The sequence below is a fragment of the Sphingobacterium sp. MYb382 genome (assembly GCF_037572665.1).
Lineage (GTDB): Bacteria > Bacteroidota > Bacteroidia > Sphingobacteriales > Sphingobacteriaceae > Sphingobacterium.
Map to the genome: position 1 here is coordinate 499,681 of NZ_JBBGZT010000012.1, position 24,891 is coordinate 524,571.

Consider the following 24,891-nt stretch of genomic DNA (forward strand, 5'->3'; position numbering starts at 1 on the left):
CGTTAAAGCTATAAAAAGAGTATGAACATTTCACACCACAAACTTGACGATGTCAATGCGAACATCAAGGTTGAATTAACACCAGAAGATTACAACCCATCCGTAGATAAGGCGATCAAAGAACAAGCTAAAAAGGCGAAATTACCTGGATTCCGTCCGGGATTAGTACCTACAGCTCATATTAGACGTACTTACGGTAAAGCAATCTTACTTGACGAAATCAACAGAGTAGTTAACGATAAAATCACTGCATACATCGGTGAGAACAAATTAGAAGTATTAGGTCAACCACTTCCAGTAGAAAGTGACACTGATGCAAACTACAACTGGGACTTCAAAGATACTTTCTCATTCAACTACGAAATTGGTATCGCTCCTGAATTTGAAATTCCATTCACAAAAGAAACAGCATTCACTTCATATGCTATCAAAGCTGACGAAGCTACTTTAGCAGAACGCGTAAAAAACTTACGTCGTAGCTACGGTAAAATGACAAACCCTGAAGTTTCTGAAGAAGGTGATGTTATCTACGGTACATTAACACAAGAAAAAGAAGAAGGTATTGAAAAAACTACTTCTATTCGTACAGATATTATCGAGGATGCGAAAATCAAAAAATCTTTAGCTGGCTTAAAGAAAGATGATACCGTAAAAATCGATGTTAAAAAAGCATTCACAGTAGCTGACTTAGGTCGTATCTTAGGTGTTAGCGAAGAAGAAGCTGCAGCATTAGATGTTACTAAATTCACGTTAGAAGTTAAAAACGTAAACCGTTTAGAAGAATCTGACTTGAACCAAGAATTCTTTGATAAGTTATTCCCTGCTGGTGAAGTAACAACTGAAGAAGATTTCAATGCTAAAGTTAAAGAAGAAGTAGAAAACTTATTCCAACAAAACGCTGATCAGAAATTACGTAATGATATGTATTCTTTCGGTATGGATAAAGTTAAGGTTACTTTCCCGGAGACTTTCTTGAAAAAATGGTTAAAATCTACAAACCCTAATATCAACGAGCAAGAGTTGGAAGAAGGTTTCGCTGATTTCTTAAGTAATTTGAAATGGACGATCATCGAAAACCGTATCGTTACTGCAAATAACTTAGAGGTTAAATATGACGAGGTTGTTAACCTTGCTAAAGAGCGTATCTACGCGCAAATCAAGATGTACAACATCAATGACGAGCCTACAGATGAGCAATTAAATCAATTTGCTATGCAATTGCTTCAAGACAGAGAACAAGCTAACCGTTTGTTTGAAGAGTCTAAAGCATTGAAAGTATTTGATTACTTAAAAGAAAACGTGACATTAAACAGTCAAGATATCAACTTCGTTGATTTCGAGAAACTAGATAAGTAGTATTTCGCGCGCAAGCGCAATTAACTACCAACAAACGGTCATCGTAAAGCTTGTACACCATAGTACTTGTTTTACGATGACTTTTTTTATAGCTACCTTTATACTTTAATCCGACTATCTATGATTATATGTAGACCCGCCAAACGAGAAGATGCTTCGAAAATAGCTCCTATTATGCTCTTAGCAATGGAAGAAATCGCCTATTACTTTATCGGCGAGCGCAACCAAGAGAAAGCCGTTGCCCTATTGAAGCTGTTTATTGAAAGAACGGATAATCAATATGGTTATAATCATATCATCGTTGCCGAAGAGGAAGGTGAAATATGGGGTCAACTATGCCTTTATGATGGAGCAAAGCTGGATGAGCTCCGTCAGCCAATCCTTGATTATCTTGAAGAAACCCATGCGGTGACGATTCCAAGCGAAGATAAGGAAACGCAAGCAGGAGAAATTTATATCGATACCATTGCCGTATCGCCGAAGGCACAAGGAAAAGGAATTGGCAAACTCCTTTTAAACTATGCCATCGAGACATATGTCAAGGATCAAGGAAAAACATTAGGTCTACTTGTTGATCAAGATAATCCTGCGGCAAAACGACTATACCTCAACATGGGTTTCAAAATCGTTAAACCACTTCATATATTCAAAAAGAATATGGAACATTTACAATATACGCTAGCGCAGGAATCTTAAACTGCGCTGGCTTAAAAACGTACATTATAGCCTACCGACAACCGAGCACTCGGATAGGTATGCTTAAAATCCGTAAACTTATCATCTTTGTAGTGCCCTTCAAGCACAAAGTAACCCGAGCTCAAGCTAACGGAAAAATCCTTAAGCACACGTAAGCTTGCTTCCACAGTACCTGCATGCAGAATAAAATAAGCATCATTACCGCTTAGCGTATAAAAGAAACCACCGTTGTAATCAGCAATAACGCGTAGGCGCTTCAGCACGCTAAGTTCTGCACGGTAACGATAACTCGCTCCAGATCCATAATTGTAATTACGGTCCTCGCCAAAATGGAGATAGGGATCCGGAACCGCAGCCAACAACACGGCCCCCAAACCTAAGGTCATCCGCAAACTATTTTCTTTTTTATACCTAAACAATGAGTTCCAGCTATAGGTCAAACTTTGCCCGCCATAGAAAAAGGCATCATTATTATACATATCATAATTGGCACGCAGCACGCCACGATGGGTGCTATTCTTACCTTCAAAAAAATCATGTCCATACAGCAGGGCATGCACATTCACCGCGTTAATGAACGTACTATCCCCTTTTCCCATTTCTATATTCACATAAAACTGATCAAAAGGTCTCGTAATATTATTGGGACCGGCGCTATACCATAGTTGTAACCGTCCATAAGAACCATTTTTACCTCTATGCAAAATATCGCCATCACGCGCATCAAAACGACGTATTCCTAAATTCACCTCTGCCCAGATACTGGATGAATCAATCGCATTGTATGCATCCTCCTTCCCCCATTTACCATCTAGAAAGCGGTTAAAGCCATTAATAGGGTTAACTAAAAAAGCACCAATTTCGTTGGGTATGCGCGCGGAACGGTTGCGGCTTCCTCTTCCCAGAATATTACGTGCTATACGATGCGTGATTTCCCCTAAAACGATACCTCCAAAAGTAGTATTTACCAAATCATTGATAGAAGGCCTTTCCATCTCTCCTCCAGTTTCCCACATATAGCTTCCTGCCAATGTTGCGATACTAGATTGATATAGATTATAGCCATTGCTACGAAAGCTATTAAAATAAAGCTGACCATGGTATGGATGTGCCATTTGGTTCGTCGTGAACTGGTTATCATCCCAAGTCCAAGCGGAGAGACGCTGATGATCAAAAAAGTTCTTGAACGAGATATAAGCCCATGGTTCCTTAGCAACAAATCGATTGAAACTCGCGGGAATAGCCTGCATCAACAACCACTCTCCTCCAGCACGCCAAAATCGCTTTTTCCGCTTTATACCGAAAACACCATCGGTTAAGGTGACCGTAGAATCTAGCAGTCGATACTTTTCAAATTTTTCCAATACCAAGCTATCAGGCCCATTAAAAGCGGGGTTAATATGTGTTTGGGGAGGTGTATATTGGGCATAAGCAGGAAGCTCAACGGCAAGCCATACAAAGAAAAACAAAAAAACAATCCTAAATACTCTTATCATAAAAAGCGTTTGAAACACGGTGAGGGAAGCCCCTTCCTAGTTATTTAGCTAATAAAAAAACCTAAAAACAGATTTTTATACATATATTAAGCTGATTACCAATATATAAACCATCTTAAAGAACAAAAAAAATGAAAAAAATTACCCTCTATTTATTTTCTATTCTGTTATTGCCATTCATTAGTCTAGGCCAAAAATCAGAAAATCTGCAAGGTGCTTTTCTTTCTTCTGTAGATAACAAACAAATTTTATGGTTGTTTGTCGATAAATATTTTTCTCAAATAGTTTATAGTGAAAATAAATACATAGCGACCAAAGGTGGCCCCTTCACTTTCGATGGAAAGCAGCTAAACGTACACCTAGAGTACGATGATGAAGACCCTACACAAGTTGGGACCAATTTGGTGATTTCGGTGAGAAAAAATCAGGAGAACTTAAAACAAGGGCAAGAACTCTTCGAGCGACAAGCTTCTAAACAACAAGCTTTAGATGGCCTTTGGCGAATCACAGGAAGGCAACAAGGAGCCACACGACAAGAAATTCAACGTGGAGACCGCAAAACCATTAAGATTCTTGTAGATGGCTACTTTCAGTGGATAGCTATCAATCCAGCGCAAAAAGGATTCTATGGTACTGGAGGAGGCCTATACAGCTTTATTAATTCAACCTATACGGAGCATATACTTTTCTTCTCGCGGGATAATAGTCGCGTAGGAAACGAGCTTAATTTTAACGGAGAAATAATAGATGGGGCATGGCATCACCATGGGAAAAGCTCTAAAGGTGATCCCATCCATTAAATATGGAGTCGTGATAATTAAAAAAGCTACTGACAAACTGTTGTCATAATCGACACTACTTTTGAGCCATACAAAAAGCAAATAAATAGATTATGACAAACACAAACAGCGTACTACAGAAAGATGAATTGTTAAAAAATTGGCAGAGCCACCGTGCGATTACACGTCGCACAATCGAGAAATTTGAAGAGAAAGATCTTTTTGAATTCTCCATCGGAAGCATGCGTACTTTTTCAGAAATCGTCAGCGAACTATTAGCCATCGCAGCACCTTCATTAGAAAGTATGGCTACCGGAGTCCCAATTAAATACAGCCAGCAGGCGTACAAAAGCAAGGACGAGATTTTAAAAGCATGGGACGAATCAACTGTGTTAATCGATCGCTACTACGATCAAATTCCAGTGGAGCGTTTTCAAGAGGTTTTCAACTTGTATGGAGAATATAATTACAAAATTGTAGACAACATCTTCTACTTTATTGACAACGAAATTCATCATCGTGGTCAAGGCTACGTTTACTTAAGAGCTTTAGGTATCGAGCCTCCTTTTTTCTGGGAGCGCGCATAACTCCTAAGACCGAATGTCACAAAAAAGCCCGAAAACAACTTAGTCTTTCGGGCTTTGTATTTCTACATCATCCAGCTCCATCAAGCGTAGCTGTTCTTTTAAGAGCGCGCGTACCCGTTCGCGTAGCGCTTCTGGTTTAATAATTTTTACACCATCACCAAACATCAAGATCCACCGATCAAAACCCGTAGCGCCATCACGATAGTTAAAAGTCATCTCCAGTTTATTATCAGCGATTTCCCTTTCGAAGAGAAAACCATAGTAACCACGGTCCCAATCCATATAACGAGCCATTTTTTTTGTAACTTGAATCACCACCTCTTGGGTCTCCACAGGCTGTTTTTTCAGTTCCAAATAATAAGAAAGCTCTTCATGCTGCTTCGAGAAGCGCTGATTGGGCACCAATTTAATCGCTTGAATACGATCTAACCTAAACTGTCGATAATCGGATCGCAACAGACAAAAAGCCATTATATACCAAAAATTATTCTCATAGAAAAGGCCAATGGGCTCTATTAAACGATCTTCAGGATGATCTGAAGCTGGCTTTAGGTACTCCATGGCTACGGCTTGTTTTTGCGCAATACTTTGTAATAATAACGAAAGCGCCCCCGGCACCTTTTGGTTAAAGGTATAAGGTTTGGGGCTTAAGAAAACCTGATCTTCCACCGAGGCTACTTGATCTTTCTCGCTACTCCGCAAGCCTGCTCTCATTTTAAATAAAGCCGATGAAAAATGTAAATAAAGATCTTTATCAAAATAATTCGCAATAAGCTTTTCGGCAGCAGCAAAGCTCAACGACTCCTCTTTGGTAAAACTGACCGCTGGAATGCGATAGCCTTCTACCAAACCGTAACCAACACCAGCTTCGCCATACAGCGGAATACCGGCAGCCTGCAACGATTGGATATCCCGATAAATGGTACGTATACTCACCCCGAAACGGTCAGACAGCTCATGTGCACGCACCAAAGGCTTCGCTTGCAGCTGCATATAAATCGCCAAAATGCGATCAAATCGCTTCTTTATTTCCATCTAAACTTTAAACAGATCGGAACTTAAATAACGATCACCACGGTCACAAGAAATAAAAACAATAACACCTTCCTCAATCTCATTTGCCAATTGCAAAGCCGCATGGAAAGCACCTCCTGTACTCATACCTGCAAAGACTCCCTCTTGACGTACCAAAGCTCGTGCTTTTTCTGTTGCATCTACTTGCGACACATCGATCACGCGATCTACCCGTGCAGGATCAAATATCTTTGGTAGGTAGGCAGCAGGCCAACGACGAATGCCTGGAATGGATGATTCTTCGGTCGGCTGACAGCCTACAATCTGAATCGCTGGATTCTGCTCTTTCAAATAAATAGAACAGCCCATAATTGTACCTGTTGTTCCCATGGCACTTACAAAATGGGTAATTTTACCTTCCGTGTCGCGCCATATTTCGGGACCTGTAGATTTTATATGTGCCCCATAATTGTCGGGGTTAGCAAACTGATTTAAGATATAATATTCACCCGTTGCAGCCTTCTCTTCGGCGTAATCACGACATATTTCCATGGATTCAAGAAGGGTAATCTTGGCGCCATAGGCTTCCATGGTAAGCACACGCTCCTGTGTCGAGCTTGAAGGCATGACCAGCTCAAGCTCCATCTCATAAAGACTAGCAATCATCGCCAAGGCAATACCGGTGTTTCCAGAAGTAGCCTCAATAAGTTTGCTTCCTTTGCGGATATCGCCTCGCTCTACTGCCGAACGAATCATATTTAACGCAGCACGATCCTTTACCGAACCTGCCGGATTATTGCCTTCCATTTTGGCAAAGATTTTCACCTTGGGCGATTGGTGAAAACTACGGATTTCAACCAATGGCGTATTTCCAATTGTATCTATAAGATTTCCCATTATATGACAGGTTTAGCATCAACAAATTTTGAATTCGGCTGGTGGTATACTGTCGTATATGGAGCAACGCTACTCGTCAGCCACACATTACCACCAATGGTAGCATGATGACCAATCACTGTTTCTCCGCCCAAAATAGTAGCACCAGCATAAATAATAACATGATCTTCAATCGTCGGATGACGTTTGGTATGCGCCATACTTTTATCCACGCTCAAAGCTCCTAGTGTAACACCTTGATACAGCTTTACATGATTCCCTATCACACAAGTCTCCCCAATCACTAAACCGGTACCATGATCAATATATAAGTACTCCCCAATTGTTGCACCAGGGTTGATATCAACACCCGTTTTAGAATGCGCATGCTCCGTTAGGATGCGTGGGATCAAAGGAACCCCCGACGACCACAGCTCATGTGCAATACGATACATGCATATCGCGGTAAACCCCGGATAGGTACGAATCACTTCCCGCAGACTCTGTGCTGCAGGGTCGCCGTCCATAATCGCTTGTGCATCCGTCAACATAACGCGATATAAATCAGGGAGCTTTTCATGAAAAAGCTTGGCAATTTCTTTATTATCGCATTGGGAACAAGCCTTTGTTTTCACGAGTAGCTCTAACAATTCGCTCTCGGAGTCTGCAAAAGCGGCCTCTACTTCCTTGATGCTCTCAAAGCCGGGTGCTCCACGATCAGGAAACAATAGATGTAACAGTCCCGTAGCCCAACTTGCGATACGCTTGTTGCTTGGCATGTTCTGTACCTCCAACTGCTTATCAAAAATATGTTGATAAAATTTATCCATTTTTATTATCTCTCCCTCCAATCAAAAATACCCCCCAGCAGCTTTGATTCAAGCCTGTTTTAAAGTACTAATCTACTAAACAATTCGTCTAATGTATCTGCTGCCGACAAACAAATGCCTGGATGTGATACTGAGCATTGGATGATGGTACTTCGCTTCGCCGTTAACCAACGGAAGCGCTCCGCCTGTTCCAACGTTGCCAAGCGTCCTCCTTGCTTATCGCCTTCACATATCCATTTAAAAGATTCCAAGTGTCGATAAATTAATTCTAAATCAACCGATGGATCAATAGCTTTACACTTAGCCTCATCGACAAATATCCGTACTGCAGCAAACTTCTGCCTTCTACAGAAAAGGGCGACCCCTACATTGATAAACTCATCGCGTTCAACACGAGGGACTACCCGCACTACAGCATACTCATATACCGTTCTTTCGCTCATGTTCAATTTGATTTATAAATATATCGGCATTCGCCAGTCGTTTCAATAAAAAGGATGCATACACATCACGTGCCTGATCGGCGGTTAAATCATGTCCTTCATGCAGCAACCATTCATCAGGAATTACATTTAAGACATTACGAATATGTTCCTCCGTAAAAAGAGGTGCATATTTCTCCTGCACAGCAGCCACCTCACTAGCATACTTCAACAGCACATGATCTTTAATCTGTACAAAAGGCTTCACCGCCTGCTCCTCCCAGTTGTCCCAGCTATGGTGGAAATACAAGGATGCTCCATGGTCAATCAACCATAATTCACGATTCCACACCAACATATTAGTATTGCGCACCGTACGGTCAACATTCATTAACAAGGCATCTAGCCAGACAATTTTTGAAGCTTCCTCTGCCGACACTTTATCTACATTAGCATCAAAAGTAATCGCTCCATTCAGGAAATGAACGCCTAAATTTTGACCTACCGAAAAGCGTAATAAGTCTTGAATTTCTTCATCAGGCTCTGTGCGTGCGAAAGACTCATCGAGATCTGCAAACACCAACTCCGGCATACGCAAGTCAAGAAATCGGGCCAACTCACCACCAATAAGATCAGCTACTAGCGCTTTCTTTCCTTGGCCTGCACCTCTAAATTTTATTACATAACTAAATCCGTCGTCTGCATCGACAAGCGCAGGCAAAGAACCTCCCTCCCGGAAGGGCTGCACATAGCGCGTAATCGTAACCTGACGTATTTCTGGTTTGAAATCTTTCATCTACTCCATATAATTTAATAAACCCACATAGGGGTCTCCTTCAATACCTAATAACTGTGCAAAGGCAGGTTCTGTTTTTATGCCTTTGGTTTTTAAAGCTATGATTTCAGCTTTAAAACTCTGTCCTTTTTTCGTAAGAATTGTATCCTCAATACGCATATGGCGATAACCATTCTGCATCTTTACCGGAATAGGCTGGCAAAAGAGCTCTACTTCAAAGCTTTCTACATAAAAATTAACCAAAACCGTATCCTGACCTTGCAACTGCAAACGCTGCATCTTAAAACCGGAATAGCCACAAAACTCACCTTCCACGTATTCTTCAAAAGAATCTAAGTCTACCGCCTGACAGGAAATATCCAAATCACTTCCCGCGACAGCGATGTCAATAGGAATAGTACCGACTAAAATAGCCCCAAAATCAGACAACTTTTCAATGACTTGAGACTTGTATAGCACAGCATAAGCCTCTTGTTGTACAGCCGTACCTATCCGCAGGTAATCATAACCATCAAACTTATCCATCGCTACTCATTTAGTACATCAAAATTAATCAATTATTTCAGCCGATGATTAAATAGTATACAAATGTGACCTAGGCAAATAACATATTCTACCTATATTTGTATGTTTCTTGATCAAAAAAGGCTAAAAACTTACATGGATACAACCGCATCATACAATAACGTCATCACTTACTGCAAAGATTTATTCTTAAAAAAGACCAAAGACTACGGAACAGCGTGGCGCATTATGCGTCCCTCTTCGATTACAGACCAGCTTTACATCAAAGCGCAACGTATCCGTACGCTAGAGATAAAAAAAGTATCGAAGGTTGGTGAAGGCATCTTAGACGAATATGTGGCTATTGTAAACTACTGCGTCATCGCTATCATGCAATTAGAAATTCCAGAAGAAGATGGTGAAAACCTAGACTTCGACCGTGTTGACCAGTTGTATACCGAAAAAGTCAATGAAACACGCGACCTCATGCTCGCAAAAAACCATGATTATGGTGAAGCTTGGCGTGACATGCGCATCTCTTCCCTAACGGATCTTATCCTCATGAAGTTGCACCGTGTCAAACAAATTGAAGACAACCAAGGTCAAACTTTAGTGTCCGAAGGCTTGAAAGCCAACTATCAAGATATGTTAAACTACGCTGTATTTGCATTAATCAAATCAGGATTAGCTCAATAAAATAATTCTATGGAAACGAACTTCAACCCTTCACAAAAAAAATCGACTAACTTTATCGATATACTACTTGGATTCAGTCGCATTTTCGTTGGCGCCTTATTTATTTTATCAGGCTTTATCAAAGCCAATGATCCTACAGGATTTGGCTATAAATTGCAAGAGTATTTCCATGTCTTTCATACCGACTTCCTCAACGACTATAGCACCTGGATTGCCATCATAATTTGTGGTTTTGAAATCGCTATGGGCGTATTCCTCTTATTGGGTATTTACCGCAAAACCGTAGCTTGGGGATTATTATTACTGATTATCTTCTTCACCTTCCTAACTTTCTATTCTGCTTTCTTTGAAGTAGTAAGTTCTTGTGGTTGTTTTGGAGATGCAATACCGCTTACCCCATGGGAATCTTTCGGAAAAGACTTAGTGCTGTTGGTTTTCATCCTTATTATTTTTAAGTACAGAAACCGGATAAAACCACTTATCACGAGCAGTGGTAAACGTAGCTTTGCAGCATTCTTGACCCTTGTTATTTCCTTCGGTATCGGTATATACACGTTATTTTTCTTGCCTTTCATTGACTTCTTACCTTATAAAGTAGGTAATGACATCCCTAAATTGATGGTACTCCCTGAAGGTGAAGAAAGCGATGTATTTGAATATATCTACGAGATTAAAAATAAATCTACAGGCGAGACTAAGAAAGTAACTGACAAAGAATATATGGCCGGTATTTGGGAAGATGATAACTGGGAGGTTATAGGTGAACCTGCTTCACGCCTCGTGAAAAAAGGATATCAAATTCCAATTCCTGATTTATTGATTTCTAATGCAGAAGGTGACGATGTTACGCACGAAATCATCGAAAATCCATATTACAACTTTATCGTAGTAAGCACCTATATTGATAAACTTTCTACAGCCGATGTTATCGCTTTAGACCGTATCAACTCGACTATTCGTGATTTATCAAGCGACTACAACCTAAGAGCGGTCTTGCTTACGGCAAGCTCTTCCGACACAGCGCAGAAGCTTAACACTGAAATGGACTTAATGCTAGAAACATTCTACGCAGATGCCGTTCCGCTAAAAAGTATGGTACGCTCCAATCCTGGGGTTCTGCTATTGCAAAATGGTGTAGTGATTAAAAAATGGTCTAAACTTACCTTTCCTTCGAAAGAAGAGTTAGAAAAAACATACCTACAAAAATAATGAGCAAGCCTGTTTTCTTAATCGGTTTTATGGGCAGCGGCAAGACAACTTTAGGAAAAAAGTTGGCTAGCCGCCTGAATAAAAAATTTATTGACCTTGACCAACTCTTAGTAGAGCGTGTAGGCATGTCTATACCTGAATACTTCGAGCAACATGGTGAGGCAAATTTCAGAACCTTAGAAAGCCAGCTCCTGAAAGAGCAAACAACGGAAGACACCATTGTATCCACCGGAGGTGGAAGCCCTTGTTTTTTTGACAATATGGAATGGATGAAGCAGCATGGCCTCCCTTTGTACCTCAACCTGAGTGCTAAAGCATTATATGATCGTCTTCGGCAGTCTAACATTGCCAGCAGGCCCGCACTAAAAGGCCTACAGGGTGAAGACCTGCTTGCCTTTGTGACAGAAAAATTGGCCGAACGTGCCCCCTTTTATGAAAAAGCACCCCTACATGTTGACCAAATAAATACTTCAATAGAAAACATCAGTATATTGATTGAAAATCATGACAGCTAACATCAAAAAATATAAAGCTATTTTTTTGATGGCTTTTGCACTACTGCTGAGTTCCTGCTTCAGGAGCAACTCTCCAGCAGATATGGTGCATGTAAGCAATCACAATCAGATTTTCGACTTTGAAACGGTCGATGATTTACATAAATTTTTGACCTACTCTGAAAAAAGAGTCCCCCTCATCAGTGCACACCGTGGTGGACCAGCGGCAGACTATCCCGAAAATGCAATGGAAACATTCCAACGTATAGCCTATAAAACGCCCGCCATTATTGAATGTGATATCGCGATGAGCAAAGACTCGGTCTTGATATTGATGCATGACGAAACCTTGCAACGTACCAGCACGGGTAAGGGCGCCGTCAACAAACATACCCTCGAAGAGCTTAAAGCACTAAACCTAAAAGATACAGACGGAAAAATAACGAACTATAAAATCCCTACCCTGGAAGAAACACTACGCTGGGGCATTGGAAAAGTTATATTCACCTTAGATGTAAAGCGCAATGTTCCATACCGCTTGGTGGTCGATGCCATTCGTAAAACAGGAGCAGAAGCCTATTCAATCATCATCACATACAATGCTGACCAAGCTTCATTGGTGCACAACTTAGCGCCCGAATTGATGATATCAGCACCTATACGTAGTGCTGACGACTTACTGCGACTGAGTGATAGAGATGTACCCGACACACGCGTAGTCGCTTTCTTAGGCACATCCATGGTGGAGAAATCTGTTACCGACCTTTTACATCAACATGGGATAATGTGTATATTAGGCACAATGGGTAACCTCGATAAGCAAGCGCGTCAATCAGGGGACCAACGTTATGCTGAATTTATTGACCAGGGAGCCGATATTATCAGTACAAATCGCCCTATACAAGCGGGAAAAGCATTAAGCTATTATATTAAAAAAAGAAAGTTATCTTCCCCTTACATTAACTAATATGGCCATAAAAGTAACGCAACTAAGCAAAGTTTACGGTGAGCAGATTGCAGTGAATGACCTTAGTTTTGAAATAAAAACAAACCGTATTGTCGGCTTTTTAGGTCCCAATGGCGCGGGGAAGTCGACGACCATGAAAATATTAGCTGGCATTTTAGCGCCTAGCCAAGGTAGCTGTACCATTGATGGTATTGATGTGCAGAAAAATCCACTAGCGGTAAAAAAAAATCTAGGCTTTCTTCCTGAAAATAACCCGCTATACTTAGATATGTATGTACGGGAGATATTAGCTTTTGAAGCCGACACGCATGGCATAAAAAATAAAAAACAACGTATCGACGAAGTCATCAAACTGACTGGTTTATCCGTTGAACAGCATAAAAAAGTACAACAGCTATCCAAAGGCTATCGTCAGCGTGTAGCCATCGCGCTATGCATCCTTCACGATCCTAAAGTACTGATTCTTGATGAGCCAACCACCGGATTAGACCCTAATCAGATTTTGGAAATACGTGCTTTAATCAAAGAACTTGGTAAAGAAAAGACCGTTCTTATCTCTACACATATCATGCAAGAGGTAGAAGCGATTTGCGATGAAGTACTTATTTTAAACAAAGGAATCCTCCGTGAACAAGGTGATATGGAAACCCTAAAAGCCAAATATCCTAACCAATCCCTCGAAGAAATTTTCGTTAATTTGACAAATAAGTAAACTTTTTTCATTCTATGGTGTTATTCAATAAAACTTAACACGTAATATTTATGAAAAAAACTTTATTATCAGCAGCTTTGTTAAGCGTGATGGCTTTAGGTGCTCAGGCGCAAAAGATTGAAACTAGGCCGCAAACAAGTGCTAACGTAGGATTAACTCCCATAAAAACGGGCAATTGGATGGTAGGTGGGTCTTTGGCAAATATGGGTTACAGTTTTGAAGGAAAAGCCTTTAATGTTGCCGTTCAACCAAGAGCAGGTTATTTTGTATCCGATGGTATCGCTGTAGGTGCGCAAGCTAACTTAGGATTAATAGCCGTTAAGGACTATGATAACGTATGGAACTATGGTATTGCACCATTTGTACGTTACTATTTTCCTGAAGGTTCATCTTCAACAGGTAGATTCTTCGGACAAGGAGATATTGGTATCGCTGGAAGTTCAGCAGGAAAAAGTGTTTCCTTGGCTTTAGGCGCGAACGTTGGTTATGCACATTTTATCACGCAGACTGTTGCTTTAGAAGTAACGGCTGGCTACAACTACACAAAAGCTAATGTTAACTTAGGCGAGAAATCCTCGGGATTAGGTGTGGGATTAGGTTTCCAAATCTATTTACCGGGTAAAAGATAAATCGCATTATTTACAACTTTTTAAGAGAAAGCACTATCCGCGAGGGATAGTGCTTTCTTGTTTTACAGCAATGATTTTACTAATTTCGAGCAACCAAATCAGAACAAATTGTTTAGTATTTATAAAAAAGAGGTCGCCTCTTACTTTAATGCGCTTATTGGATACCTGGCTATAGCGTTTTTCTTACTCATCACCGGATTGGTGCTGTGGATTTTTCCAGACACCTCCCTACTCGAAGCGGGCGAAGCTTCTTTAAATGGATTCTTTAGTATTGCTCCTTATCTTTTTATGTTTCTTATTCCGGCCATCGCTATGCGCAGTATTGCTGGCGAAAAGGTCGAAGGAACATACGAGCTGCTATTAAGTAGACCCTTCACTTTCCTCGATATTGTAATCGGAAAATACTTAGGTATCGTCAGTATCGGTTTATTAGCCATACTGCCGACAATAATTTATGCGATATCGATTTATTTTTTAGCCATTCCTGTTGGAAACATTGATATTGGAGCTATCATAGGCTCTTATGTAGGTTTATTTTTTCTTATGTGCAGCTATGCTGCAATCGGCATCTTCACTTCTAGCATCAGTAACAATCCCATCATCGCCTTTCTACTTGCTGTATTTGCTTGTTTTTTCGCCTACTATGGTTTTGATGCTATCAGCCAACTCTCGGCTTTAAATACACAAGAAGATTTCATTCAAAACTTAGGTATACAAGCACATTACGAAAGCTTAAGTCGAGGTGTATTAACGCTTGCAGATTTCACTTATTTCTTGAGCCTATCTTTTTTATTCTTAGTTTTCACCCATGGACATCTAGGTCGTACCTTCCGTAAACGTAAAAAAACATTATCTGTTTATGCCTTAACGATTCTAGCTTTCTTTCTACTAAACAGCAGTACTATTATACCTGCATCTTGGCGAATAGACTTTACCGAGGATAAGCGTTTCACGCTATCTGACACGAGCAAACAAATTTTAAGTAACCTCCAGCAGGATGTTTATATCACGGTATTTTTAGATGGTAACTTACCGAGCAGCTTTGAGCGCTTAAAGAAATCCACCATCGCCACGCTTACCGACCTCAAGGCTTTTTCTAAAGGAAAATTAAAATTTACTTTCATCGATCCCCTTTCGGGAAATCAGGAAGAGCAAGAAACGTTTATTCAAGCACTGCATGAAAGAGGCATTAGCCCAACCAACTTAAGTGTAAAAACGGATGCAGGGCTTACACAAAAGCTTATCTTCCCTACTGCTATTGTTAACAGTGGCGATCAGGAAATAGTAGTCAACCTACTTCAACAGAAAATGGGACTGCGACCAGAAGAAGCATTAAACAACTCTATCCAGAATTTGGAATATGCCTTCTTATCGTCAATAAATAGTGCTATACAAAAAGAAACGACTTTTATAGGTTTTACGGAAGGACATGGCGAACCTACCGATCTAGAACTGCAGGATGCTATGCACAGCCTGATGCCCGCCAATCAAGCAGGACGCGTGCGCTTAGACAAAGTTACCTTTGCTTCCCTGCAGCAGATTAAAATTCTATTTATTGTCAAACCTACCCAACCATTCTCGGAGGCCGATAAATATAAAATCGATTATTTTATCCGTCAAGGGGGGCAAGTGGTATGGGCTATTGACCAAATTGATGCTAGCTTAGATCGTTTACGCAAAGAAGGAAGTCAACCTTTATTAGCTAGAAACTTAAATTTAGACGATCAACTTTTTCTTTATGGGGCCCGTTTAAACTACAACACCGTTGCCGACTTAAACTGTAGCCAGATACCACTATCGGTAGGCAATATTGCAGGACAAATGCAGATAGAGCTTGTTCCTTGGTATTTCTTCCCTATCCTAATGCCAAACTCTAGCAATCCGATTGTTAAGAACCTCGATGGTATCCGTACGGAGTTCATAGGTACCGTTGATACCGTGGAAAATGCGCAGATTAAAAAAGAAATACTACTCAGCACCTCCCCTTTTGTAAAGACTTTAACGCCACCAAGTCCGATTTCCTTACAGATGGTAGAAGAGGCTCCAGATCCTAAGAAATTTAGAGCACAACCACTTCCGGTAGCGGTACTCTTATCGGGTAATTTTCCGAATATCTTCGAAAATAGACCCCTGCCTTTAGGGATATCAGAGGCTGCTCCTACCATCGCGAGCAAAGCAAGTAAAATGGTGGTTATGGCCGACGGTGATTGGCTTATAAACCAAATAAGTGGGAAAGATCAATCGGCCTACCCATTAGGTTGGGATCGTTTTACAGAGAAACAGTTTGCCAACAAAACGTTACTTCTTAATATGGTAGACTACCTTTTACATGACGACCGCTTAATTCAGCTTCGCAATCGAGAAGTGAAACTCCGCCTGTTAGATAGCGCTAAAGTAAAAGAAGAGAAGCTATTCTGGCAAGTAAACAATGTGGTATCACCGCTTATCATACTTAGCCTTATCGCTGCATTACAGCAGTATCGACGAAAACGTAAATATGCATATACAAAACGAGCATCCTCTTAAGGGATGCTCGTTTTATTTTCAAGGATCTTCATTGACGAAACTAAGCTTTCTTCATGCTTCCGGTTTCATTCAAACGAATATGCCAGCTGAACGCCTCTTCTAGCAAATGTGGTGTATGTCCGCCTCGTGCACAAGCACGGTCGAAATAAGACTGTAGCTCCTCCCGATAATCTGGATGCACACAGTTATCAATAATCTTTTGCGCGCGCTCACGAGGCGCTAAACCACGTAAATCAGCCAATCCAACATCGGTTACTAAGATATCGACATCATGCTCATTGTGATCCACGTGTGAAACCATCGGTAACACATGCGAAATCGCATTCTCTTTTGAGGAAGCTTGCGTCACGAAAATACTTAAATATGAATTTCGTGCAAAATCGCCCGATCCACCAATACCATTCATAATCTTAGTACCTCCGATATGTGTAGAATTCACATTACCATAGATATCAAACTCAATCGCTGTATTGATAGCAATAATACCTAAACGACGAATTAACCCTGGTGTATTGGAAATGTTTTGCGGGCGCAATACAATTTTATCGCGGTACTTATCTAAATTCCCAAACACACGCTCATAACATTCCGAAGAAACAGTAATCGATGATGCCGATGCAAAAGACAATTTACCTGAATCAATAAGGTCAAAAGTACTATCCTGCAATACTTCCGAAAACATCGTTAAATCATAGAAATTGCTTTCCTTAAAGCCCATCAGTACGGCATTAGCAACTTTACCAATACCTGCCTGTAAAGGCAGCAAGCGATCGGTCAAATGGCCTAAAAGTACTTCGTTTTCAAAAAATGCTAAAATATGACTCGCAATGGCCGTTGTCTTTTCGTCAGGCTCCGCAATATCTGCTGGACTATCTTTAAGATTCGTAAAAACAATACCTACAATCTTATCTGGATCCACAGGAATAGTGCGTCGTCCAATTTTATTCCATGGAGCAACAATAGGTATAACATTACGGTATGGGTAATCTTCAGCTTTATAAATATCATGAATACCATAAATATTCATCGGAATAGCCGTATTAATCTCGATAATTACCTTATCAGCAAGCTCCGCAAAAGTGGCCGAGTTTCCTACCGAAGTAGTAGGCACTAAGCTTCCGTCACGATCAATATAAGCAACTTCAATAATAGCAATATCCACCGGAGGCAAATTTTTATTATGCAATAGCTCGGCACTTTCACTCAAGTGCTGGTCTATAAACAAAACCTCTCCCGAATTAATTTTATTACGTAAAGTACGGTCAACTTGAAAAGGCATACGCTTCTTCAACGCACCAGCAGCAGCAAGCTTCCCATCCGTATCATGCCCCAAAGAAGCACCGGTCATTAAAGTAACTTTAATGGTTTCATGCTTAGCACGCTCCGCCAATTCTGCAAGCACGGCCTTACTGTCGCCTGCTTTTGTGAAGCCACTCGCGCCAACCACCATATCATGTTCAATAAACTGCACCGCCTCTTGGGCAGTCATCACTTTATCTTTTAGTTTTTCTAACTTAATTCTATCGTATGACATACTCTATTATTAAATAAACGATTGTCTATAAAAATATTACATTAACTACAATTATAAGCATAATATACCCTTAGGTTTTATTATATATAGCCATTATTTATCAACAAGTGACCAAAATCACAAAAAACTAATAACCAAACACTTAATTAACACCTCAATTATAGGCCAAAGCAAAATAAACACGTAATCAGCTATTTATACAATCCATACGTAAAGTGAGCACTAACTTGATGTGCAAAAAATCAAGAATCAGCAGTAAGTACACCCTTACTTTTTTGGTTATCTCGTTTAAAAACAGGAAATTTGCTGTTACACATAGTGAAGAATCATGGACAATAAGCAATACGTTGACAAATATTATATGACAGAGGTAGACTCCTTTGAAGATAGTATCTATTGTCATCATGCCATGATGGGCGAGCAGTTTATCACGGAGCACACGCATCATAAAGATCAATTTTTATATACCGAAGGAGGTATCGTCTTTTTAAAGACAGAAGAGAAGTCATATTTCCTTCCTGCACGCCATTATATATGGATTCCTGCCGGTGTAAAGCATAGCATTCATCCCAGCAGTCCTGAGGTTGTTATGCGTAATCTTTATTTCCCGAAATTTGAAACTGATAGCGCCTTCTACAATAAAGTAAACATCTATCCGGTGAATGATCTTCTTATCGAATTCATCATGTTTACAAACCGATGGAACGGTAATATTTTCCCTGTGGAGGAACCTAAATATTCCATTGCTAAAGCTTTTAAGCTCTTACTTCCCGAAATATCACAAACGGAACTTCCGCTTGCCCTTCCTTATCCGAAGCATGAGAAACTTAAGGAAATCGTTAAATTTTTGGAAAGTAAGATTGATGAGAATATTGGCTTCAAAGCTATAGCAAGTCAGTTTGATGTTAGCGAACGTACATTAGCGAGGTTGTTTCAGAAGGAACTCAATATGTCGTTCATACAATACTATACTATTCTACGGATGTTGACTGCTTTAAAGCTACTCCTTGATGAGAAAATGAGTGTTAATGAGGTAGCCATGCGCGTAGGCTACAGCAGCCTACCAACCTTTAGTAATACGTTCAATAAAATTATAGGAATACGCCCAAGCGAATATGTGAAAAATAAAAATCTACTGTTATAAACCTAAAACCAAACTTATGCGATTCAACAGATGGAAACTTTGGACAGCTGCCGGGATTCTGGTAGGCTGCATGAGTAGCTCGGCACTCTCTACGGTAGAACGAGAGCCGAAAGCAATTCAACTATTCAACGGTAAAGATCTTAAAGATTGGCGAATAAAAATCCGATTGCATGAATATGGTGAGAACTATGCGAACACCTTTCGTGTAGAAGATGGTTTACTCAAAGTAAGGTATGATGGATATAGCGATTTCAATCAGCAATATGGGCATATTGGTTACAAAACTCCTTTTAGCTATTACCTACTGAAGGTAGAGTATAGATTTGTGGGTGAACAAGCGAACGGCGGTGAAGGCTGGGCTTGGCGCAATAGCGGAGCAATGTTGCATGGACAAGAGCCGAGTACGATGCTTAAAGATCAAGACTTCCCTATATCTATCGAAGGCCAGATGCTTGGTGGAGACGGTGTAAAGCCGCGAACAACATCCAATCTATGTACGCCGGGTACTAACGTCGTGCTAAAAAATGAATTGTATACTCCACACTGTCTAAGCTCTAACTCAAAAACATACGATGGAGACCAATGGGTTACTGCAGAGTTTCTAGTCCTTGGAGATTCTATCGTACAGCATATCCTTGATAAGCATATCGTGCTACAGTATGAGAAGCCACAAATAGGTGGAGTAAATGTAGAAAACTACGACCCCAAAGAAAAAACAGATGGTAAACGACTTGAACAAGGTTATATTTACCTACAAAGTGAAAGCCACCCTATAGACTTTCGCAAGGTCGAACTTTATGATCTCAGCCCCTACAAAAAAAAGAAGCAAGAATTAAATCGTGTCATTGAGAAACTCCTTTCAAAAGGATAATTTCTAGATTAACAGGTAACAACTAAATTTCCGGTTAACATTACGATTTATTTAAACGACAAAAGGGATGTGTAAAACACATCCCTATATATCTTTAGAACTAAGAATTAACCTAATTTGTTAACGAATTTCGTTAATTTAGATTTATTGTTAGATGCTTTTTTCTTGTGGATAACATTTTTCTTAGCCAAACGATCAAGCATGGAAACAACTCTTGGTAACAATTCTTTTGCTTCTACAGCATCAGTTGTAGTACGAAGTTTTTTAATTGCGTTACGCGTAGTTTTTGCTTGGTAACGGTTTCTTAAACGCTTAGCTGCGTTTGCTCTAATTCTTTTAATCGCTGATTTATGATTTGCCATTTCTCTTAGCTAATTTTATTATATTTCTAAACTGAATTTCGGAATGCAAAAATAACCAGTTAAAACCAATATTCAAAATCTATTTTAATTTTTGTTCAAAATCACGATCTATCGGGTTTCAAGGTACTTTATAACTGCAAGTCCGTTCGGCAAAGGTAGTAATAATAGTCGAATTTCCCATATCACAAATAACTTATTACTTTTGTGCATGCAAAAATTATCGATGGATCAACTCAATCGACCAGATATTGAATCCTATAAAGATCAAAAGAAAACAGCGATTACGATCGTGATGGACAACGTCAGAAGCATGCACAATGTAGGCTCAGCCTTCCGTACTGGCGATGGATTTGCTATTGAGCAGATTATGCTTTGCGGAATAACAGGGACTCCTCCACATCGTGAAATAGAGAAAACAGCATTGGGTGCTACTCAATCTGTAAGCTGGAGCCATCATGAGAACGTTGACGATGCTATACGTATATTAAAGGAAGACGGTTGGATTATTATCGCTATCGAACAAGCCGAAGGCAGTATTTTTCTACAAGATTTCCAAATACAGGAAAACGGTAAGTACGCTTTAGTATTCGGCAATGAAGTACACGGAGTATCCGAAAGTGTCATGAAAAACATAGATGCTTGCATTGAAATCCCACAATTAGGAACCAAACATTCGCTAAATGTTTCGGTAACCACTGGCATTGTTCTTTGGGATTTCGTACAGAAGATGAGAATTTTATAAAAAATGGCTTAATAGCGTAAGCTTAATTTTTAGAAGTCATTGCAAAATAGTAGCTTTGCTTTGCAAAAAAACAGAAAAAATGAGTGTACTAGTAAATAAAGATTCAAAAGTAATCGTACAAGGCTTTACAGGAAACGAAGGTACTTACCACGCTTCCCAAATGATTGAGTATGGAACCAACGTTGTAGGTGGTGTTACGCCTGGTAAAGGTGGCCAACAACACTTAGATCGTCCAGTTTTCAATACTGTACAAGATGCAGTAGATACAGCCGGTGCTAACGTTTCTATTATTTTCGTTCCACCTGCATTTGCAGCTGATGCAATCATGGAAGCTGCTGCGGCAGGTATTGAAGTGATCGTTTGTATTACTGAGGGTATCCCTACAAAAGATATGATTCAAGTAAAATCATACTTGAGCGACAAAAAATCACGTTTAATCGGTCCTAACTGTCCAGGTATCATTACAGCTGAAGAAGCTAAAATTGGTATCATGCCAGGTTTTATCTTCAAAAAAGGTAAAGTAGGTATCGTTTCTAAATCTGGAACTTTAACATACGAAGCAGTTGACCAAACAGTGAAAGCTGGTTTAGGTATCACAACAGCAATCGGTATCGGTGGTGACCCAATCATTGGAACAACAACGAAAGAAGCTGTTGAATTATTAATGAATGACCCAGAAACTGAAGGTATCATCATGATTGGTGAAATCGGTGGTGGTATGGAAGCAGAAGCAGCAAACTGGATCAAAGAACACGGTACTAAGCCTGTTGTTGGTTTCATCGCTGGACAAACTGCGCCTCCAGGACGTCGTATGGGACATGCTGGTGCTATCGTTGGTGGTGCTGATGATACTGCTGCTGCTAAAATGAAAATCATGCGTGAGTGTGGTATCCGTGTTGTAGAATCTCCTGCAGAAATCGGTGCTGCTATCGCTGAAGAATTAGCTAAATAAGTATTCTTTACAACAAAGCATAAAAAAGGCTAGCCATATGGCTAGCCTTTTTCTTTTATCCTTCCCCTCTCCTAAATTACGCTATAGCGGGTGCTATTTTCAGCATCGGCTTATGCCAACATACTATCATCAGCTGATGGACCATATAGCCCTGGTACAGGAATATCAAGTAAGCGCAAGTATACCGTTAGTTGGCCACGGTGATGAATTAAGTGATTTGTTACAATGTAACGCATCGCACCTACCTTTGGCAAAGTAACAATCTCATGCTCTCCGGCGCTCATTGTCCAATGCTCCAACCAAATTTCTTCTGTAGAAGCCTCAATCAACTGTTTGTTCGCGACATAACTAGCTTCTAGATTCGTAAGAAGCCCCTCCACTGATGTGGCAATTTCGGGACGAAAGTCTACATGTAAATCAAAAACAGGTTTCGCTAACACATGTTGCACCCATCGGTGCAAATTCACGATGTGATTAGCAAGGGCTTTTACCGACATCGACTTCACATGTGGTTTCCATGTCAAGTGCTCATCCGACAGGCGTTCTAGAATACGAGCTGTATTTTTAGTCTCTCTTTCTAGCTCAATTAATAAACTATGCTTAATACTCATAATACCTTATTTATACGTTGAAAATACATAAAATACTAAATAAAGTAAAATACAAATTTGTACCGAGGAGTATGTAGACAAACCTATATCCAGTAAAAAAAACAAATGTCAGTACGTTTAAAAGAGCAATTTTCGTCGGTATAAATCCGGTGAGTTAGAAAGTATATTTTCAAACATTTTTAACTAAATTAAGCCCCATAAATACTAACAACTATACCGTATGAAAAATTTATGGCTTACCGCGTTGCTCTGCCTAATGGTGACCTTTCTCTCGGCACAAGAGGTTGATGAAGCCTATGTAAAAGCCCATTACCAAAAAATAGAACAGTACATCCCTATGCGAGATGGCACACGCCTATTCACAGCCATTTATATACCTAAGGATACGCAACAACAAAGCTATCCGATGTTGCTTTGTCGCACTCCGTATACCGTAGCTCCATATGGCCTAGACCGATCACGACCAAGCTTAGGAAGTTTCCCAGAAATGACCAAAGCAGGGTATATTTTCGTGTATCAAGATGTACGTGGCCGTTGGATGAGTGAGGGGGTATACGAGAATGTACGACCTACACGTAATAAAACGAATAAGCTTAAAATTGACGAAAGTACAGACACGTACGATACTATCGATTGGTTGGTAAAAAACGTAAAAAATAACAATGGTAAAGTTGGTATGTATGGCACCTCTTATCCTGGATTTTATGCTACAGCAGGATTGATAGGAAGTCATCCTGCCCTCAAAGCAGTAGCACCACAAGCTCCTATTGCGGATTGGTTTATTGGTGATGACTTTCACCATGGTGGGGCTCTTTTCCTTATGGATGCCTTCCGCTTTATGTATAGCTTCGATGCGCCAAGACCACAACCTATTACAAATGCCGATGGACCTAAGAGTTTTCAACTGGCGAGTAAAGATTACTATAAATTCTTTTTAGATCATCCCACCTTGTCGGAATTAAAATCAAAGTACCTCAACCATACCGTTAAGTTCTGGAGCGATTTAGCGAAGCATAGCACACGCGATAGCTTTTGGATAGATAGAAGTATAACTGAACAACTTAATGCGGTTAAACCTGCTGTAATGGTGGTCGGTGGTCTTTTTGATGCGGAGGATGCTTACGGCGCTTTCGAGACGTACAAACAAATTGAAAAACGCAACATCAAAAACAACAGTATTCTAGTCGCAGGCCCCTGGTTCCATGGAGGCTGGTCACGCTCAAAAGGTGACAGCTTTGGTGATATCCGCTTCGGCACAAACACCAGCCTACACTATCAAGAGCAATTTGAACTTCCCTTTTTTGAATATTACCTGAAAGGAAAAGAGACTTTTAACCCGGCGGAGGCCAATGTATTTTTATCGGGTAGCAATGCGTGGCATCAGTTTAAACAATGGCCGCCCCAAGAAGCTAGTCCGAGAAGCCTATTCTTAGCTGCCGATGGAAAACTAACGACTACAGCGGGCCAATCTAAAGATGCATCAATCCGCTACAGCAGTGACCCCAATAAGCCGGTTCCCTTTCAAGAAGGTGTCATTACTGATCGCACACGAGAATATATGGTGGCCGATCAACGCTTTGTTTCAAACAGACCTGATGTTATCTCTTTTCAGACAGCTCCATTAGAGCAAGACTTAACCGTTGTTGGTCCTATCTTAGCGGATTTATATGTTGCTATGACGGGTACAGACGCTGATTTCATTGTTAAGGTAATCGATGTATATCCAGACACAACTACAGCAAGCTCGCCGCGTGATGAAAAAACAGTGATGGCTGGATATCAAATGATGGTACGCGGTGAAGTCCTACGTGGTAAATTTAGAAATAGCTTTGAGCATCCTGAACCTTTTACTCCTAACACCACAACAAACGTAAAAGTTAAGCTGCCTGATGTAGCCCATACCTTCAAAAAAGGACATCGATTAATGGTACAAATTCAACATACTTGGTTTCCACTGGTCGATAGAAATCCAAATCAATTCATGGATATCTACCAAGCTAAGGCAGAAGACTATATAAAGAATGAACATCAATTGTTTTTCTCGAAAGAATCGCCAAGCCGCATAGAGATAAATGTATTACCTTAG

26 protein-coding genes are annotated in these 24,891 nt (G+C 40.3%); 16 read left to right on the plus strand and 10 right to left on the minus strand.

The window, feature by feature from the left end; genetic code table 11:
• Positions 1-21: 21 nt before the first annotated feature.
• Together WH223_RS07270 and WH223_RS07275 are read left to right on the plus strand one after the other, a co-directional pair.
• Positions 22-1,356 (plus strand): trigger factor, encoded by a 1,335-nt coding sequence (locus WH223_RS07270; RefSeq protein ID WP_340046883.1) that lies wholly within the window; start codon positions 22-24, stop codon positions 1,354-1,356.
• A gap of 120 nt (positions 1,357-1,476) precedes the next feature.
• Positions 1,477-2,052, plus strand: a complete 576-nt coding sequence (locus WH223_RS07275) for a GNAT family N-acetyltransferase (RefSeq protein ID WP_340046884.1) — start codon at positions 1,477-1,479, stop codon at positions 2,050-2,052.
• A gap of 11 nt (positions 2,053-2,063) precedes the next feature.
• Here the strand turns inward: WH223_RS07275 and WH223_RS07280 are convergent, their stop codons facing one another.
• Positions 2,064-3,548: a DUF3943 domain-containing protein gene (locus WH223_RS07280; protein WP_340046885.1), complete on the minus strand. Its 1,485-nt coding sequence runs from the start codon at positions 3,546-3,548 to the stop codon at positions 2,064-2,066.
• 131 nt (positions 3,549-3,679) lie between these two features.
• Between WH223_RS07280 and WH223_RS07285 the strand changes: the two genes are divergently transcribed.
• Both WH223_RS07285 and WH223_RS07290 read left to right on the plus strand, forming a co-directional pair.
• Positions 3,680-4,348, plus strand: coding sequence for a hypothetical protein (locus WH223_RS07285; protein WP_340046886.1), 669 nt, complete (start codon positions 3,680-3,682; stop codon positions 4,346-4,348).
• 92 nt (positions 4,349-4,440) lie between these two features.
• Positions 4,441-4,914 (plus strand): DinB family protein, encoded by a 474-nt coding sequence (locus WH223_RS07290; RefSeq protein ID WP_340046887.1) that lies wholly within the window; start codon positions 4,441-4,443, stop codon positions 4,912-4,914.
• Positions 4,915-4,953: 39 nt separating this feature from the next.
• Here WH223_RS07290 and WH223_RS07295 read toward each other — a convergent pair whose 3' ends face one another.
• Genes WH223_RS07295 through WH223_RS07320 form a run of 6 tightly spaced genes read right to left on the minus strand, consistent with a single transcriptional unit; the run spans position 4,954 to position 9,377 of the window.
• Positions 4,954-5,949, minus strand: a complete 996-nt coding sequence (locus WH223_RS07295) for a helix-turn-helix transcriptional regulator (protein ID WP_340046888.1) — start codon at positions 5,947-5,949, stop codon at positions 4,954-4,956.
• Positions 5,950-6,825: a cysteine synthase CysM gene (cysM, locus tag WH223_RS07300; RefSeq protein WP_340046889.1), complete on the minus strand. Its 876-nt coding sequence runs from the start codon at positions 6,823-6,825 to the stop codon at positions 5,950-5,952.
• Positions 6,825-7,634, minus strand: coding sequence for a serine O-acetyltransferase EpsC (epsC, locus tag WH223_RS07305; RefSeq protein ID WP_340046890.1), 810 nt, complete (start codon positions 7,632-7,634; stop codon positions 6,825-6,827). Before epsC ends, cysM begins: the two co-directional genes overlap by 1 nt.
• 59 nt (positions 7,635-7,693) lie before the next feature.
• Positions 7,694-8,077 carry a DUF3037 domain-containing protein gene (locus WH223_RS07310; protein ID WP_340046891.1) on the minus strand — a complete coding sequence of 128 codons (384 nt, stop codon included), beginning with the start codon at positions 8,075-8,077 and terminating at the stop codon, positions 7,694-7,696.
• On the minus strand, positions 8,055-8,852 hold the full coding sequence (locus WH223_RS07315) for a HipA family kinase (RefSeq protein WP_340046892.1): 798 nt from the start codon (positions 8,850-8,852) through the stop codon (positions 8,055-8,057). Before WH223_RS07315 ends, WH223_RS07310 begins: the two co-directional genes overlap by 23 nt.
• Positions 8,853-9,377: a DUF4269 domain-containing protein gene (locus WH223_RS07320; RefSeq protein WP_340046893.1), complete on the minus strand. Its 525-nt coding sequence runs from the start codon at positions 9,375-9,377 to the stop codon at positions 8,853-8,855.
• A gap of 135 nt (positions 9,378-9,512) precedes the next feature.
• Here WH223_RS07320 and WH223_RS07325 point away from each other — a divergent pair, with 135 nt between their 5' ends.
• From WH223_RS07325 to gldG, 7 genes are all read left to right on the plus strand, one after another.
• Positions 9,513-10,052, plus strand: coding sequence for a DUF1599 domain-containing protein (locus WH223_RS07325; RefSeq protein ID WP_340046894.1), 540 nt, complete (start codon positions 9,513-9,515; stop codon positions 10,050-10,052).
• A 9-nt stretch (positions 10,053-10,061) separates the two neighbouring features.
• A complete protein-coding gene (locus WH223_RS07330) occupies positions 10,062-11,261 on the plus strand; it encodes a BT_3928 family protein (protein ID WP_340046895.1) in 1,200 nt (399 codons plus the stop codon).
• Positions 11,261-11,776, plus strand: a complete 516-nt coding sequence (locus WH223_RS07335) for a shikimate kinase (protein WP_340046896.1) — start codon at positions 11,261-11,263, stop codon at positions 11,774-11,776. Before WH223_RS07330 ends, WH223_RS07335 begins: the two co-directional genes overlap by 1 nt.
• A 28-nt stretch (positions 11,777-11,804) precedes the next feature.
• On the plus strand, positions 11,805-12,722 hold the full coding sequence (locus tag WH223_RS07340; RefSeq protein ID WP_340046897.1) for a glycerophosphodiester phosphodiesterase family protein: 918 nt from the start codon (positions 11,805-11,807) through the stop codon (positions 12,720-12,722).
• A 1-nt stretch (position 12,723) separates the two neighbouring features.
• Positions 12,724-13,434, plus strand: a complete 711-nt coding sequence (locus WH223_RS07345) for an ATP-binding cassette domain-containing protein (protein WP_340046898.1) — start codon at positions 12,724-12,726, stop codon at positions 13,432-13,434.
• 50 nt (positions 13,435-13,484) lie between these two features.
• Entirely contained in the window at positions 13,485-14,063 is a 579-nt protein-coding gene (locus WH223_RS07350; protein WP_340046899.1) for a hypothetical protein, read from the plus strand.
• Positions 14,064-14,171: 108 nt separating this feature from the next.
• Positions 14,172-16,589 carry a gliding motility-associated ABC transporter substrate-binding protein GldG gene (gene gldG / locus WH223_RS07355; RefSeq protein ID WP_340046900.1) on the plus strand — a complete coding sequence of 806 codons (2,418 nt, stop codon included), beginning with the start codon at positions 14,172-14,174 and terminating at the stop codon, positions 16,587-16,589.
• Between the two features lie 40 nt (positions 16,590-16,629).
• Here the strand turns inward: gldG and WH223_RS07360 are convergent, their stop codons facing one another.
• Positions 16,630-18,123 (minus strand): acetyl-CoA hydrolase/transferase family protein, encoded by a 1,494-nt coding sequence (locus tag WH223_RS07360; protein WP_340046901.1) that lies wholly within the window; start codon positions 18,121-18,123, stop codon positions 16,630-16,632.
• A gap of 328 nt (positions 18,124-18,451) precedes the next feature.
• Here WH223_RS07360 and WH223_RS07365 point away from each other — a divergent pair, with 328 nt between their 5' ends.
• A complete protein-coding gene (locus tag WH223_RS07365; RefSeq protein WP_340046902.1) occupies positions 18,452-19,267 on the plus strand; it encodes a helix-turn-helix transcriptional regulator in 816 nt (271 codons plus the stop codon).
• 16 nt (positions 19,268-19,283) lie between these two features.
• Positions 19,284-20,138 (plus strand): 3-keto-disaccharide hydrolase, encoded by an 855-nt coding sequence (locus WH223_RS07370; RefSeq protein WP_340046903.1) that lies wholly within the window; start codon positions 19,284-19,286, stop codon positions 20,136-20,138.
• 107 nt (positions 20,139-20,245) lie between these two features.
• On the opposite strand, the gene rpsT is transcribed toward WH223_RS07370, so the two are convergent.
• The gene (rpsT, locus tag WH223_RS07375; RefSeq protein ID WP_340046904.1) at positions 20,246-20,500 is read right to left on the minus strand and encodes a 30S ribosomal protein S20; all 255 of its coding nucleotides are present in this window, start codon (positions 20,498-20,500) and stop codon (positions 20,246-20,248) included.
• Between the two features lie 208 nt (positions 20,501-20,708).
• Between rpsT and WH223_RS07380 the strand changes: the two genes are divergently transcribed.
• A complete protein-coding gene (locus tag WH223_RS07380; protein WP_340046905.1) occupies positions 20,709-21,242 on the plus strand; it encodes an RNA methyltransferase in 534 nt (177 codons plus the stop codon).
• A 79-nt stretch (positions 21,243-21,321) separates the two neighbouring features.
• On the plus strand, positions 21,322-22,194 hold the full coding sequence (gene sucD, locus WH223_RS07385; RefSeq protein ID WP_340046906.1) for a succinate--CoA ligase subunit alpha: 873 nt from the start codon (positions 21,322-21,324) through the stop codon (positions 22,192-22,194).
• A gap of 110 nt (positions 22,195-22,304) precedes the next feature.
• Here sucD and WH223_RS07390 read toward each other — a convergent pair whose 3' ends face one another.
• The gene (locus WH223_RS07390; protein ID WP_340046907.1) at positions 22,305-22,805 is read right to left on the minus strand and encodes a DinB family protein; all 501 of its coding nucleotides are present in this window, start codon (positions 22,803-22,805) and stop codon (positions 22,305-22,307) included.
• Between the two features lie 220 nt (positions 22,806-23,025).
• Between WH223_RS07390 and WH223_RS07395 the strand changes: the two genes are divergently transcribed.
• Positions 23,026-24,891, plus strand: a complete 1,866-nt coding sequence (locus WH223_RS07395; protein WP_340046908.1) for a CocE/NonD family hydrolase — start codon at positions 23,026-23,028, stop codon at positions 24,889-24,891.

Coding starts and splice junctions, on each gene's coding strand:
- WH223_RS07270 (WP_340046883.1), top strand. CDS start 22: ATGAACATTTCACACCACAAACTTGACGATGTCAATGCGAACATCAAG.
- WH223_RS07275 (WP_340046884.1), top strand. CDS start 1,477: ATGATTATATGTAGACCCGCCAAACGAGAAGATGCTTCGAAAATAGCT.
- WH223_RS07280 (WP_340046885.1), bottom strand. CDS start 3,548: ATGATAAGAGTATTTAGGATTGTTTTTTTGTTTTTCTTTGTATGGCTT.
- WH223_RS07285 (WP_340046886.1), top strand. CDS start 3,680: ATGAAAAAAATTACCCTCTATTTATTTTCTATTCTGTTATTGCCATTC.
- WH223_RS07290 (WP_340046887.1), top strand. CDS start 4,441: ATGACAAACACAAACAGCGTACTACAGAAAGATGAATTGTTAAAAAAT.
- WH223_RS07295 (WP_340046888.1), bottom strand. CDS start 5,949: ATGGAAATAAAGAAGCGATTTGATCGCATTTTGGCGATTTATATGCAG.
- cysM (WP_340046889.1), bottom strand. CDS start 6,825: ATGGGAAATCTTATAGATACAATTGGAAATACGCCATTGGTTGAAATC.
- epsC (WP_340046890.1), bottom strand. CDS start 7,634: ATGGATAAATTTTATCAACATATTTTTGATAAGCAGTTGGAGGTACAG.
- WH223_RS07310 (WP_340046891.1), bottom strand. CDS start 8,077: ATGAGCGAAAGAACGGTATATGAGTATGCTGTAGTGCGGGTAGTCCCT.
- WH223_RS07315 (WP_340046892.1), bottom strand. CDS start 8,852: ATGAAAGATTTCAAACCAGAAATACGTCAGGTTACGATTACGCGCTAT.
- WH223_RS07320 (WP_340046893.1), bottom strand. CDS start 9,377: ATGGATAAGTTTGATGGTTATGATTACCTGCGGATAGGTACGGCTGTA.
- WH223_RS07325 (WP_340046894.1), top strand. CDS start 9,513: ATGGATACAACCGCATCATACAATAACGTCATCACTTACTGCAAAGAT.
- WH223_RS07330 (WP_340046895.1), top strand. CDS start 10,062: ATGGAAACGAACTTCAACCCTTCACAAAAAAAATCGACTAACTTTATC.
- WH223_RS07335 (WP_340046896.1), top strand. CDS start 11,261: ATGAGCAAGCCTGTTTTCTTAATCGGTTTTATGGGCAGCGGCAAGACA.
- WH223_RS07340 (WP_340046897.1), top strand. CDS start 11,805: ATGGCTTTTGCACTACTGCTGAGTTCCTGCTTCAGGAGCAACTCTCCA.
- WH223_RS07345 (WP_340046898.1), top strand. CDS start 12,724: ATGGCCATAAAAGTAACGCAACTAAGCAAAGTTTACGGTGAGCAGATT.
- WH223_RS07350 (WP_340046899.1), top strand. CDS start 13,485: ATGAAAAAAACTTTATTATCAGCAGCTTTGTTAAGCGTGATGGCTTTA.
- WH223_RS07360 (WP_340046901.1), bottom strand. CDS start 18,123: ATGTCATACGATAGAATTAAGTTAGAAAAACTAAAAGATAAAGTGATG.
- WH223_RS07365 (WP_340046902.1), top strand. CDS start 18,452: ATGGACAATAAGCAATACGTTGACAAATATTATATGACAGAGGTAGAC.
- WH223_RS07370 (WP_340046903.1), top strand. CDS start 19,284: ATGCGATTCAACAGATGGAAACTTTGGACAGCTGCCGGGATTCTGGTA.
- rpsT (WP_340046904.1), bottom strand. CDS start 20,500: ATGGCAAATCATAAATCAGCGATTAAAAGAATTAGAGCAAACGCAGCT.
- WH223_RS07380 (WP_340046905.1), top strand. CDS start 20,709: ATGCAAAAATTATCGATGGATCAACTCAATCGACCAGATATTGAATCC.
- sucD (WP_340046906.1), top strand. CDS start 21,322: ATGAGTGTACTAGTAAATAAAGATTCAAAAGTAATCGTACAAGGCTTT.
- WH223_RS07390 (WP_340046907.1), bottom strand. CDS start 22,805: ATGAGTATTAAGCATAGTTTATTAATTGAGCTAGAAAGAGAGACTAAA.
- WH223_RS07395 (WP_340046908.1), top strand. CDS start 23,026: ATGAAAAATTTATGGCTTACCGCGTTGCTCTGCCTAATGGTGACCTTT.